The sequence below is a fragment of the Agrobacterium sp. AGB01 genome, assembly GCF_014851585.1.
Lineage (GTDB): Bacteria > Pseudomonadota > Alphaproteobacteria > Rhizobiales > Rhizobiaceae > Agrobacterium.
Genome location: NZ_JACVAB010000010.1, coordinates 83,142 through 96,540, shown reverse-complemented (window position 1 = coordinate 96,540; position 13,399 = coordinate 83,142). Strand labels below are relative to the sequence as shown.

Annotated in this window: 11 protein-coding genes; 7 read left to right on the top strand and 4 right to left on the bottom strand. The window is 54.9% G+C overall.

Annotation, left to right across the window (positions count from 1 at the left end):
* The first annotated feature begins 239 nt into the window (after positions 1–239).
* The 5 genes from IB237_RS25205 to IB237_RS25185 all read left to right on the top strand — a co-directional run bounded on the left by IB237_RS25205 (position 240) and on the right by IB237_RS25185 (position 6,266).
* Entirely contained in the window at positions 240–1,148 is a 909-nt protein-coding gene (locus IB237_RS25205) for a DMT family transporter (protein WP_192491496.1), read from the top strand.
* Between the two features lie 112 nt (positions 1,149–1,260).
* Entirely contained in the window at positions 1,261–2,733 is a 1,473-nt protein-coding gene (locus tag IB237_RS25200; protein ID WP_371815411.1) for an ABC transporter substrate-binding protein, read from the top strand.
* Positions 2,734–2,801: 68 nt separating this feature from the next.
* Positions 2,802–3,716, top strand: a complete 915-nt coding sequence (locus IB237_RS25195) for an ABC transporter permease (protein ID WP_192491494.1) — start codon at positions 2,802–2,804, stop codon at positions 3,714–3,716.
* A gap of 83 nt (positions 3,717–3,799) precedes the next feature.
* The gene (locus tag IB237_RS25190; protein ID WP_246788313.1) at positions 3,800–4,657 is read left to right on the top strand and encodes an ABC transporter permease; all 858 of its coding nucleotides are present in this window, start codon (positions 3,800–3,802) and stop codon (positions 4,655–4,657) included.
* A complete protein-coding gene (locus IB237_RS25185; protein ID WP_192491492.1) occupies positions 4,650–6,266 on the top strand; it encodes an ABC transporter ATP-binding protein in 1,617 nt (538 codons plus the stop codon). Before IB237_RS25190 ends, IB237_RS25185 begins: the two co-directional genes overlap by 8 nt.
* A gap of 47 nt (positions 6,267–6,313) precedes the next feature.
* Here IB237_RS25185 and IB237_RS25180 read toward each other — a convergent pair whose 3' ends face one another.
* The 3 genes from IB237_RS25180 to IB237_RS25170 all read right to left on the bottom strand — a co-directional run bounded on the left by IB237_RS25180 (position 6,314) and on the right by IB237_RS25170 (position 9,909).
* The gene (locus IB237_RS25180) at positions 6,314–7,462 is read right to left on the bottom strand and encodes a GNAT family N-acetyltransferase (RefSeq protein ID WP_246788303.1); all 1,149 of its coding nucleotides are present in this window, start codon (positions 7,460–7,462) and stop codon (positions 6,314–6,316) included.
* Between the two features lie 159 nt (positions 7,463–7,621).
* Positions 7,622–8,818: a GTP-binding protein gene (locus IB237_RS25175; protein WP_192491491.1), complete on the bottom strand. Its 1,197-nt coding sequence runs from the start codon at positions 8,816–8,818 to the stop codon at positions 7,622–7,624.
* Between the two features lie 26 nt (positions 8,819–8,844).
* Entirely contained in the window at positions 8,845–9,909 is a 1,065-nt protein-coding gene (locus IB237_RS25170; protein WP_192491490.1) for a D-alanyl-D-alanine carboxypeptidase family protein, read from the bottom strand.
* A 201-nt stretch (positions 9,910–10,110) separates the two neighbouring features.
* On the opposite strand from IB237_RS25170, the gene IB237_RS25165 reads away from it, so the two are divergent.
* Positions 10,111–11,274, top strand: a complete 1,164-nt coding sequence (locus IB237_RS25165) for a M20 aminoacylase family protein (RefSeq protein WP_192491489.1) — start codon at positions 10,111–10,113, stop codon at positions 11,272–11,274.
* Between the two features lie 595 nt (positions 11,275–11,869).
* On the top strand, positions 11,870–12,169 hold the full coding sequence (locus tag IB237_RS25160) for a hypothetical protein (RefSeq protein ID WP_192491488.1): 300 nt from the start codon (positions 11,870–11,872) through the stop codon (positions 12,167–12,169).
* A gap of 458 nt (positions 12,170–12,627) precedes the next feature.
* Here IB237_RS25160 and IB237_RS25155 read toward each other — a convergent pair whose 3' ends face one another.
* Positions 12,628–13,380 carry an SDR family oxidoreductase gene (locus IB237_RS25155; protein WP_192491487.1) on the bottom strand — a complete coding sequence of 251 codons (753 nt, stop codon included), beginning with the start codon at positions 13,378–13,380 and terminating at the stop codon, positions 12,628–12,630.
* Between the last annotated feature and the right edge of the window lie 19 nt (positions 13,381–13,399).

Below are 13,399 nucleotides of genomic sequence, written 5' to 3'. Positions count from 1 at the left end.
ATCCTCCCTATGATGCTTTTTTCACGTTCATCATTGCTGAATTTGATATGTTGTCAAGTTATGTCTGTTTTTGTTTTTTGTCGATTTCGAGGTTTTGAGTAAATTTTATTTTTTAATATCATATATTTATTTTTTTGAAAAAATTCTTATTCGAACATTAATATCGAACGAATTGACAAATTGTCTATGTTGTAGCAAGTTTGTGTCGGTGAATGTGGGAGCATGCACAGGGAGAAATCATGGTTACGGCGGATGTCCAGCGAAATGATCGCACCATTATGGTGGCGTCATGCTACGTTGCACTGGCTGCAGCGCTGGCCGCTGCGGACGCTGCGGTGATCCGTCTTCTTGCCGGCGAAGTGCATCCCTTCGTTATTGGCTTTTTCAGAAGTGTCTTCGGATTGGCAGTTATTCTGCCGCTGATCGCGACGCGACCGCACATTCTGAAATCGGGTTACAGGTTCCAGCACGTCAGCCGCGCCGCTTTGAAGCTGGCGGCACTCGTTTGTTATTTCGTGGCGTTTGCCGCAGCGCCACTCGCTGATGCGATGGCGATCATGTTCATGACGCCAATCTTTCTGATGATTGGTGCATGGCTGTGGCTGGGTGAGGCCTTCACGCTGACAAAGCTGTTTGCCGTGGTCACCGGGTTTCTCGGCGCACTTGTCATTATTCAGCCCGGTGCCGCCGGTGCCGTTGCGCCAGCCCTGCTGTTTGCGCTGGGTGGCTCGGCGCTTCAGGCGCTGGTGCAACTGATGCTCAAGCGCATGTCGGACAAGGACAATACGGAAACGCTGGTGGCCTGGAACCTCATCGTCACCGTGCCGCTGGCGGCCATTCCGGCACTGTTCTTCTGGGCGACGCCCGATCTTCGGCAGTTTTTGTTGCTTGCGCTGCAAGGTGTGATGGGTGCGATCAACATGACACTGATGACCAAGGCCTTCAGCATGGCAGAGGCGTCGCATATTGCGCCTATGGATTTCCTGCGTCTGCCATTTGTTGCGGTCATGGCTTGGGTTCTGTTTGGCGAGGTCGCAGGTTTTTCAACCTGGATCGGCGCCGGAGTGATTTTCCTGTCCACGCTGGCCGTGGCGGGAGGAGGGCGCCTCAAACGGCGTGCGCAGGCTGCGGCCGAGCGCGATATCTAGCTTGAAAATTCGTAACGGCATTTGCAGCGCAGCCGTGGGCGGAAAATCGCAAGGTGCTGCATCAAAAAGGGAGGAACAGATGAAAGGCAAACGGATTTTACTCGGAATGTTGATGGCCACTTCGGTTGTCACGACCGGTTATGCGCAGGCTTCCAAGGATGTGACTGTCGTTCTGGATGAAGAGGTCGATCTGGTTGAGCCGTGCATGGCAACGCGCTCGAACATTGGCCGTATCATTCTGCAGAACGTATCCGAAACGCTGACCGAACTGGATGTGCGCAGCGACAAGGGCCTGATGCCACGACTGGCGGAAAAGTGGGAAGAAAGCCAGCCTGGCACATGGCGTTTTCATCTGCGCAAGGACGCCAAGTTCTCAGACGGTTCGGCATTTGATGCTGCCGACGTCAAACACTCCATCGAACGCGCGATGAGCGACAAGATCTCGTGCGAAACACCACGTTATTTCGGTGATACCAAAATCGAAGCCAAGGTTGTCGACGACAACACAATCGACATTACCGCGACGCCCGCACAGCCAATTCTGCCACTGCTGATGACGCTGGTAACCATCGTTCCTTCGGAAACGCCAATCGAGTTTACCCGTCAGCCAATCGGCACCGGTCCATACAAGCTGACCGAATGGAAGGCTGGCCAGAGCATTACGCTTGAGCGCCGTGACGACTATTGGGGCACAGCGCCTGCTGTGACCAAGGCAACCTATGTCTTCCGCGCTGACCCAGCGGTTCGCGCAGCCATGGTGGCCGCCGGTGAAGCCGATCTGGCAACTAATATTTCGGAGCTCGATGCCACCGATCCGAAGATGGACTTCAGCTACCTGAACTCTGAAACTTTCTACATGCGCGTCGATACATCCATCAAGCCGCTGGATGACGTTCGTGTTCGCAAGGCTCTGAACATGGCACTGGACCGCGACGCCTTCATCGGCACGCTGCTGCCAAAGGGTGCCGTCAAGGCCGTTGCCATGGTGCCTCCAAGCACACTTGGCTGGAACTCGGATGTAAAGCCACTGCCGTTTGACCCGGAAGGTGCAAAGAAGCTGCTGGAAGAAGCCAAGGCTGACGGTGTTGCCGTTGATACGCCAATCACCATTGTTGGCCGCACCAACAACTTCCCGAACGTCGTTGAAGTTCTGGAAGCTGCCCAGCAGATGTTTGAAGCTGTCGGTTTCAAAACCAAGCTGCAAATGTATGAAGTGGCCGAATTCGAAAAGCAGTATTCCAAGCCTTATCCGGAAAACCGTGGGCCACAGCTCGTTGCTGCCCAGCACGACAATTCGCGCGGTGACCCGGTGTTCTCCATGTACTTCAAGTATGACAGCAAGGGCCGTCAGTCCGGTATCTCCGACCCGAAGGTCGACCAGATGATTGCTGATGCCACCGCTGCAACTGGCGACAAGCGCACGGAAGACTGGAAGAAGGTAATTGCCTATCTCTACAACGATGTCGTTGCAGATGTGATGATGTTCCACATGGTTGGTTTCGCTCGCGTCAATCCGCGTATCGATTTCACCCCAACCATCGCGACCAACTCGCAGCTTCAACTGTCTGAAATCGGCTTCAAATAAGCCTTTCCACCCTCCAGGAAAGGCGGAGAATTGTCTTCGCCTTTCCGTTTCTTTCGGGAGTAGACGCGATGGGAAAAAAGATATTCACGCGCATCGTGGCGAGCTTTTTTTCGTTGATCACGCTTATCGTTATCGTGTTCTTCCTGTCACGACTGACAGGTGATCCAGCGGCCTTGTTCCTGCCGATCGATGCCAGTCAGGAAATGCTCGACAAGTTCCGTGAATTGCATGGTTTGAACGATCCTCTGATCGAGCAGTTTGCGCGTTATGTGCGCGATGTGATGCAGCTTGATTTTGGTGAATCCATCCGCAAGGCACGTCCCGCCATCGATGTGGTGCTGGAAGCCTTTACCTGGACGTTGCAGCTTGCACTCATCACCATCATACTTGTGACTGTTGCGGCAATTGTCATTGGTTCACTGGCGGCTTTCCGTCCCGGCGGTGTATTTGACCGGCTTGTCTCACTGCTGTCGTTGATCGGTGCTTCTGCGCCTGATTTCTGGATTGCCATCGTTGGCATCGTGGTATTTTCGGTGACGCTCGGTTGGGTGCCAACCTCTGGAACCGGTACGATCTGGCACTGGATCCTGCCGATTGCCGTGCTGTTCATTCGCCCGTTCGGCCTCATTCTTCAGGTGGTGCGTGGCTCGATGCTGACGGCCTTCGGTTCGGCTTACGTCAAGACTGCCCGCGCCAAGGGTGTCGGTAACCGCTCCATCATTTTCGTTCATACACTGCGCAACGCCATGCTGCCGGTCATCACCGTTATCGGCGATCAGGCCGCAGCGATGTTGAACGGTGCGGTGATTGTTGAAACGATTTTTGGTTTCCCCGGTGTCGGCAAGCTGATGATCGATTCCATCCTGCAGCGCGACTTCAATGTCATCCTTGCCGCGATCATGGTCACGGCACTCGCCATCTTCATCATGAACCTGCTGATCGACATCATCTACAGCTTGCTCGATCCTCGTTTGCGGACCTGAAGGCCATGTCCATGACCAATACTCTTCCAAATGTGCAGGCTGTTTCAGCCAAACCTCGCAACAAGGCTTCGGTGCTGCTTGGCATGTTGTGGCGTGACAAGTTCGCGTTCTTTGCTGCCCTGTTCCTGATCCTCGCGACATTCTGCGCGATCTTCGGTCCAATGCTGCTGAGAGATGCGGCCGTTGCGCAGAACCTGCGGGCACGTAACCTGCCACCGTTTTCGCTGGAAAATGGCTGGCTGCTGTTTTTGGGCGCAGACGCGCTTGGCCGCTCGCTTCTGGCACGCATTGTTGTTGCGGCACAGAACACGCTGATGATCGCGGCTGCTGCCGTAATCTGCTCGAGCGTGATTGGCGCACTTCTGGGGCTGGTTGCCGGTTATTCCTCGCCACGCGTGTCGAATGTCATCATGCGTCTGGCGGATGTCATCATGTCGTTCCCGTCACTGCTGCTGGCCGTGATAGTTCTCTACATGCTGGCGCCTTCGGTCGGTAATATCGTTATTGTTCTCGCGATCACCCGTATTCCTATCTATCTGCGTACCACCCGTGCTGAAGTGCTGGAAATTCGCCAGCGCATGTTCGTGCAGGCGGCGCAGGTTATGGGTGCATCGTCGATGCGCATCGTGTTCCGTCACATCCTGCCGATGGTTATTCCGACACTTGTGACCATTGCCACCCTGGATTTTGCCTTTGTGATGTTGGCAGAATCGTCTCTGTCGTTCCTGGGCATTGGCATCCAACCACCTGAAGTGACCTGGGGCCTGATGGTCGCGCAGGGCAAACAATATTTGACCAATGCCTGGTGGCTGGCCTTCTGGCCAGGCCTGGCAATCATCCTCACCACCCTGTCGCTCAATCTCCTTTCCAACTGGATGCGCATCGTGCTTGATCCTGTGCAGCGCTGGAGACTTGAAATCGGAGGCAAGAAAAATGGCTGAACATCTTCTCGAGGTTCGCAATCTGTCTGTCCAGTTTCATACGGCGACTGGCACCGTGCAGGCGGTACGCAATATCAGCTGGCATCTGGACCGTGGTGAAACGCTTGCCATTCTCGGCGAAAGCGGATCCGGCAAATCGGTTTCCGCGTCGACAATCATGAACCTGCTGGACATGCCACCGGCGGAAATTACCAGTGGTGAAATCCTGTTTGCCGGACAGGACCTGCTGAAAATGACTGACGATGCGCGCAAGCGCATCAATGGCAAACGGATCGCCATGGTGTTTCAGGATCCGCTCAGCCATCTCAATCCGGTTTACACGGTTGGCTGGCAGATCGTCGAAGTCATGCGCATTCATGGTGTGGACGCGGATGCGGCCCGGGCACGGGCACTGGAATTGTTGAAGCGCGTTGGCCTGCCATCTCCTGAAACCGCCATGGGTAAATATCCGCACCAGTTTTCCGGCGGCCAGCGGCAACGCCTGATGATTGCCATGGCTTTGGCGATGAAGCCGGATATCGTCATTGCCGATGAACCGACAACGGCGCTTGACGTAACTGTTCAGGCCGAGGTTCTGGCGCTGCTGGGTGAGTTGCAGAAAGAAACCGGCATGGGCCTGCTGCTGATCACCCACGACCTTGGCGTCGTGGCGGAAATTGCAGACCGTGTGGTTGTCATGAATTCCGGTGAGATCGTGGAAACGGGAACACCTGATGAGGTCTATCACAACCCACGCCATCCCTACACCAAGAAGCTGATTTCAGCCGCTCCCGGTCAGGGTGAAATGCATGAACCTGTTGCCACCGGCGAACCGTTGTTAAAGGTCGAAAACCTCTACAAGACCTATGGTGCCTTTCATGCGCTGAAAGGTGTTTCCTTCAACCTCATGCCAGGTGAAACCATGGCTGTGGTTGGCGAAAGCGGCTCTGGCAAGTCGACGCTGGCGCGGGCTTTGCTGCGGTTGGAAGATGCGGATTCCGGCAAGGCACTATGGAAAGGGCGTGACCTGCTGACCATGCCGAAGAAGGAGCTTTATAGTCTGCGCCGGCAGTTGCAGATGGTGTTTCAGGATCCGACGCAGTCGCTGAACCCGCGCATGTCCGTCTATCAGCTCATCTCGGAGGCCTGGGTCATCCATCCGGAAATCCTGCCGAAAAACAAATGGCGGGCACGCGTTGAAGAATTGCTGCTGCAGGTTGGTCTTTCTGCATCCCATGCCGATCGTTATCCGCACCAATTTTCTGGCGGCCAACGCCAGCGTATTGCCATTGCCCGCGCACTCGCCTTGGAACCGGAACTCATCGTATGTGATGAAGCCGTGTCGGCGCTTGACGTGTCGATACAGGCGCAAGTTATCGCCCTGCTGGACAAGCTGCGCCGTGAATTGGGCATCGCGTTTATTTTCATCGCGCATGATCTGCCCGTAGTGCGGGACTTTGCCGACCATGTGATGGTGATGAAATCAGGCGAACTGGTGGAAAGCGGAACCGTGCGGCAGATTTTCGAGAACCCGCGTGAGGACTATACACGTCGTCTTCTGGATGCCGGGCTTGATCCTGATCCGCATATTCAGGCGCAGCGTCGGGAAAAACGTTTGCAGCATGCATGAGACCCCCCCTCATGTTTCCTGCGGGAGTTCTGACGCGTTGGTGGCGGCTAGAAATCAGTCAGCATCCGGCTCCATTGTTCGGATGCCAGACCGCCAATATAAATGTCGCCTAGCAGCGCTGCCTGTTTCAGGTCGTCATGACGTGTGCTGATGCAGAAATATCCGCGGTGCCGGAAACTCATCAAACGCTGTCGACCAAGCGCGTTCATCAGGAAGGGTTGCGCCATGCCCTGTGAGGTTGCGTAACCGGCGAGATTGAGAAACGCGAACATTTCCCGCGTCATGTCCAGTTCCATGCCCGGTTGGCACAGAATGTTCAAAACCGTGGCGACCCGCTTTTTATTGCCGAAAAACAGGAAGGCGCCGATAACAGTGCCTTGGCGGTGCTCAACGATGCCGCATTGCAGCTTGCCGAGTTTACGGTTCAATTTTGCCTTTTCAATCAGCCAGTCAAATTCGGTTTTCGTCCATTCAGGGCGAATGGCAAAACGGCGAGTCATCGGGGCGATATGTTCAAAAAAGGCCGATGGCTCCTCAAGTTTGCATTGAAAACCGAATTCACCGACCGGTCTGAAACCGGGCTTCCATTTGGCCAGTGCCCTATCGAACACACGGCAGAGCGGTAACATCAGATCGATACCGGGCAGGTTTATCCGCTTTTGCAGCCGTAGAGCCAGCGCGGAGACAGGCTGGAATACCCGGTGCCAGTCAAGGCTTTGTATTGGCAGGATAATGCCGCCGGCGGCAATGCAGTGGTCCGCACTGGTGGCCGATGAGGTGTCGGAAAAACACATGTCCTGCTGGGTGGCGCGCACGTTGCGGGCCAGACGCGCAGCACCCAGTGCCCCTTTGGCACCGCTAGAGACAAAGGCGCATAACAGACGTGCCACCGTCGTGCGGTCGACGGTGTGAAATGTCATGGGCAGGGCAAAGATTGCGCTGTCGATGTTACCCTTGCCATCGTCGTGAACGATGCTGCCATTGTCGGTCGTATAGGGTGGGCTGTCAAAAAACAGGCTGGCAATGTAAGCGCGCAGTTCCGAGCCGGCTGGGGGTGTTTTTTTGCGAAAGGCGGCGCTGAACAATGTTTCTGCTGCATCGATATCGCTTTTGCACATGGCGCGGATACCCGCTGCCGCATCAGCTGCGGTGACTGTCGACTGTGATGTGACGGTCTTCAAGCCCGTTGTCGTCATATGCGCGATTACCGATCGAGTGCATCGTATGCGTTCATCGCATTATCTTCGAATAGGTGATTATTCGAATGTTGAGCATAGGGTCGGAAAGTAAAAAAATACTCACCCTATTGGGTGAGCATAGCTGCAATTACGACCCTGAATGAGACAGTCGGTGCGTCACATCCGCATGCCAGGAATGGCAAGCGGGTTGTCGCTCAAAGCCTGCGCATCCGGCTTGTCGATGCGTGGTTTGCCGACGAAGGCGCCAAAAAGATCCTGCACAAATGCTTCCGGCAGATCCTTGGTGATCATCACCATACGGGTGCGGCGGTCGTTCCGGTCTGGCCATGCAGCAAGCCGCTCCGGTGCATGGAATATGTTCTGCACACCATGCAGGACCAAAGGCCGATCGGGATTATCCGACAGCTGGATAATGGCTTTCATGCGCAGCAATCGCTCGGAATGGGCGGAGCGCAAGAGGTCGATGAACATCTCGATAGCCGCAGGCTCTATCGGGCGGTCGTGAATGATCGAAAAAGAGCGGATGCTATCATCATGGCGGTTTACATCGTGATGATGGTGGTGGCCATGATGCTCATGCTCATGCTCATGCTCATGCTCATGCTCATGCTCATGCTCATGCTCATGCTCATGCTCATGCCGGTGACCATGACTGTGGCTGTGTTCATGGTGGTGATGGGCGTGGTCTTCTTCACCCAGCCAGCGGCTTACATCTGCATGTTTGCTGGTCGTGTCATAAAGGCCATTCTCGAGAATGGCAGATGTCAGGTTGGCCTTGTCATCCGCATTCAGAACAGGGGCACGCGGATTGATCGTCTTCAGGCGCTCCATCAGCAGCTTGAGCTTTTCAGGGTCGGCGAGTGTTTTTTTTGAGATGATCAGACGGTCGGCGACAGCCGCCTGTTTTACCGCTTCAATATGATTGTCGAGGGTTTGTGCACCATTGGCAGCGTCGACAACAGTGATCATGCCGTTGAGGACAAAGTTCTGGGCAATGACTGGATTGCCCATGACGGACTGCATTACCGGGGCCGGATCGGCCAGCCCAGTTGTTTCAATGACCACGCGCTTGATCGGTTTGATCTTGCCGGTCTGGATACCGTCCATCAGTTCGGCAAGCGTATCCACCAGTTCACCGCGCACGGTGCAGCACAGGCAGCCATCGGCCAGTTCGACAATCGCATCGCTGGAGGATTCAACCAGCATGTGATCGATGCTGACATCACCAAATTCATTGATGATGATGGCGGCATCCTGCATCACAGGATCTTTCAGCAGGTGGTTGAGCAGCGTTGATTTACCGGCTCCGAGGAAACCGGTGATGATCGAAACGGGAATGCGTGTCTGTGCCATGATACGATGTTGTCTTGTGCGCTCAGTCAGAATGACGGACGCGGGATCGGGATGGGAACATTGACTGCACTGCTCTTGGTGTCGTTGGCAGCAACGGTTTCGCTGCCTGGAATGAGTCCAGCAAAGGAATATTGCGGTGGGCGTGTCATTTCCTGAATGTAAGGCGAGTGGGTAATCATGCGCCCGGCATCGTCGCGGCCTTCGCTGCGCACCTTCTGGGCTTTGGGATTACAGATTTCCGCGCTGATGTCGGTGACGACATCCTGTCCCTGGCCATAGGCAGCGAGCGACGCAATGGAGGTTCCCGCGCCAGAGGATGAGGTCAGGCCCAACTGCAGCAGGTCTGCCGATGCATCAGTGCGGCCGCCGAGACTGTCTGCGCCAAGCACCACCGAGATCACCGAGCGGCCGTTACGTGTTGCAGACGATACCTGATTGAAACCAGAGGCACAGATAAAGCCGGTCTTCATGCCATCAGCGCCATCGAAGCGGCCGACCAGCATGTTGTAGTTGGCATAGTTTTTCTTGCCGGTGGTCACGCCTTCCAGCGAGAAATAACCGGCATATTCAGGGAATTCACGCTTGAGGATCAGCGCCAGCACGGCAAGGTCGCGGGCCGTGGTGTACTGGCCTTTGCCGGGCAGACCATTCGGATTGATGAAATGGGTCGAAGACATGCCAAGCCGTGCAGCCTGCGCGTTCATCTGCGCCACGAAGTTTTCGTTGGTGCCACCCAGTCTTTCGGCAATGGCTACGGCGACATCGTTGGCGGATTTGATCAGCAGCAGCTTGAGCGCGCTGTCCATGGTCAGTTTCTGGCCGGGCTTGAAATACATCTTGCTGGCGGGCTGATCGGCCGCGCGTTTGCTGACGATCACTTCCGTTTCAGGGCTGATCTTGCCGGACTTCATGGCGCTGAACGCTATGTAGGCGGTCATCAGCTTGGTCAGTGATGCCGGGTACCATTTGCGGAACGCTTCTTCATGAGCGATGACCTTGCCACTTTTGACGTCCACCACCATTTTGGGGTTTGCCTGTGCTGTTGTGGCAATTGCCATCAGGCCGGTAGAAGCGGCGACCAGAGCCGTCATTAGACGGCGTGCTGCAGGTGATCTGTGTGCGTGTGGCAAGACGTGTCCTCAAATTCCCGTATTCAATTCGGGATTGGCAATATTCACCATATATGACCAAGGGATGGCAAAGTACATTGATTACGTCAATACTGCGGCGCACTATCCGCAACCGAACTGAACGATTCACACTTTTATATTGAAGGCCCGGGAATTTTCATCATGCCCATTTTGAACAGAGCCGCTGAAATGCAAGCAGAAATTACCGGATGGCGGCATCATCTGCATGAGAACCCTGAAATTCTCTACGACGTATTCAACACGGCAGCCTTCGTCGAGGAAAAACTGAAATCTTTCGGTGTTGACGAGATCGTGACCGGTATTGGCCGCACCGGCGTGGTTGGCATCATCCGTGGCAAGGTTGACAGCGACCGTGTTATCGGGCTGCGGGCAGACATGGATGCGCTGCCTGTGGTGGAAGAAACCGGCAAGGCTTGGGCCTCGAAGACATCCGGCAAAATGCATGCCTGCGGACATGACGGGCATATGGCGATGTTGCTGGGGGCTGCAAAATATCTGGCCGAAACACGTAATTTCAACGGTTCCGTTGCCGTGATTTTCCAGCCGGCCGAAGAAGGTGGCGCAGGTGCGCTGGCTATGGTTCAGGACGGGTTCATCGACCGGTTTGGTATTGATGAAGTTTACGGCATGCACAACATGCCGGGCATTGCACTTGGCGAATTTGCCATTCGTAAAGGCGGCATCATGGCAGCACCCGACAAGTTTTTCATTACCGTAAAGGGCAGGGGCGGACATGCCGCCCAACCGCACAGCACCATCGATCCGATTGCCATCGCCGCCCAGCTGGTTGGCAGCCTGCAGCTGATCGCGTCGCGCAATACTGACCCTGTGCGCTCCATTGTCGTGTCGGTCACCAAGTTTCAGTCCGGATCCAGCTTCAATATCATTCCCAACGAGGCGGTGCTGGCTGGTACGGTGCGCACATTGGATGAGACGGTTCGGGATCTGGCGGAAAAACGTATCCATCAGGTGGTGGAAGGCCTTGTCGCTGCGCATGGTGCAACGGCGGATTTAGAGTATGAGCGTGCCTGCCCGGTCACTTTCAACCATGCAGCTGAGACGGATCATGCCGCAGCGGTTGCACGCCAGATCGTTGGCGATACCAATGTGAATGCCGAGGTCGATCCTTCGATGGCAGGGGAGGACTTTTCCTACATGTTGAAGGAACGTCCCGGCGCCTTTATCTTCATTGGTAATGGTGAAACTGCAGGCCTTCATAACCCTGCCTATGACTTCAACGACGAAGTTATTCCTTACGGCGTTTCGTACTGGGTACGGCTGGTTGAGCAGAGGCTGGCAGATTGATCCCATGGACCTTGGCACGCATTCCCTGATTTTCAGCGGCGCACGCCAACAAGGCGGTTGATCCAATCATTTTGGCGGGTTAAGAAGCTGGCGTTGAGTGTCCACGTAGCTCAGCAGGATAGAGCACAGGATTCCTAAGTTAAAATTGGGGGTTGTGCCGGGAAACCGCACAATCGATCTGCTCAAATTCGGGGAACGCTTCGCTGGGCTTCCAGCATGCCAATCCCGAGCCAAGCTCCGGAGAAATCCGGTGAAGGTGTAGAGACTGGATGGGCAGCACCTAAAGGCCGTAAAGGTCCATGGTGAAGGGACAGTCCAGACCACGAACGTCTGAGGACGGCGGCTAAAGCCGAAGTGGTATGAATCCTGGGGTCGGAGGTTCGAATCCTCTCGTGGACACCAACGAAATAAAACCATTTTCAAAACACTAAATTGGTTTGCGGGTTGGCGGAGAAATCCGGCTTCCTTGCCACCACAGGGCACGTGATCACAAAGCTGTGATTACGGCTCCTGTCTCATGTTCATCGAGCAGTTGATCTCGCACCTGTTACAAGCAACACCTATCTAAGTCGCCAGACAGACAAGAGGAGACTTGATGAGACACGAATTTGGACCCTACGTACAGATGGGGACGCTTGCCGAACAGATGGCCACCCACTACCAGATGGATGTGAACCTGGAGTTCGAGCCGCATCTGGCCCATTACATGGACGAGGTTGAGGTCAACATCAAAGCTGACCGTTTCGACCATGTGGGGTTTATGAGCAAAATCTGTGACCGGTTGAACGTGACTCTGGAGACAGCCGAAGAACCCCGCCGCCGTGAGTTCCTGTCTGCTGTCGTGACTGCGCTTCAAGGCCGTATCGATCGTTATTCGCTCGACGTCGCTCAATAGCTTCGCGTTGCCTTTTAGGCGCTGCTGTTCGGGCCGCCGCCAAGGTGTGCCCGTCTCAAGCTGTTAGGGTACGCCCAAACCAAAATGGGCAGGCGGGAATGCCATGGTATTTGCCGCATTCATTCAATCAATATTTTCCCTTACGACCAGACTTGATCGTCCCGTTGTCGGCGTAAGGTATGGCGCGTGGAATTTTTGTTTTCAGGACTCTGAAACGGAAAAAGCCTGCCGCGGGAGGAGGTGCGGCAGGCTTTAAACTTGATCGGCAATTGGGAGGAGGAGTATCGCCGATCCACATCTAGCGACGCTGGGAGGAGGAGTGCGTCGCTTCGATGTCTAGATATATAAACCAATCTCCGCCGATGAACAGCGCAAGTCTCGCAACGCAGCAATGCATTTTTGCATAGGTCGATATTTGCTGCATCGTTTTTGATCACTGCAGGCGAAAAAGCCTTGTCTTACTGGGTTTCCCGATAAATCTGGAATCCTGCAAAGGACTGGTTGACCGGCATGATCTCGATGCTGTTGATGTTGATGTGCTTTGGCTGGGTGGCAATCCAGTGAATGGTGTTGGCAATATCATCGGCCGTCAGCGGATTGACGCCCTTATAGAGGTTGTCAGACGCATCCTGGTTGCCACCGGTCCGGACCAGCGTGAACTCTGTTTCGCACATGCCCGGTTCAATCGACGTAACGCGCACACCTTTGCCATGCATGTCGGACCGCAGGCCAAGCGAAAACTGTCGCAAGAAGGCTTTCGTTGCGCCGTAGACATTACCGCCTGTGTAAGGCCAGTTTGCCGCAACCGATGCCAGATTGATGATAATGCCGCGGCGCTCAATCAAGGTTGGCAGAATGCTATGCGTGATGTTCACCAGACCGGTAACGTTGGTGTCGATCATGGTGTGCCAGTCTTTTAGCGGAACCTGCGGCGCGGTTCCCGTGCCAAGTGCCAGGCCAGCATTGTTGACCAGGATATCAATGTCGCGGAAAGCTTCGGGAAGCGCCTCAAGTGCGGTACGCATGGCGGCTTCGTCGGTAATGTCGAAAACCGATCCGTAAAAATTGTCGCCCAGTTCCTGTTTCAGGGCCTCAAGGCGTTCTGCGCGACGGCCGGTGCCGATGACTTTCCAGCCATTGGCGATGAAAAGCTTTGCCGTTGCGCGGCCGAAACCAGCCGTTGCGCCGGTAATGAGGATTGTTCCGTTCATGCCGTTGTCTCCATTGCCG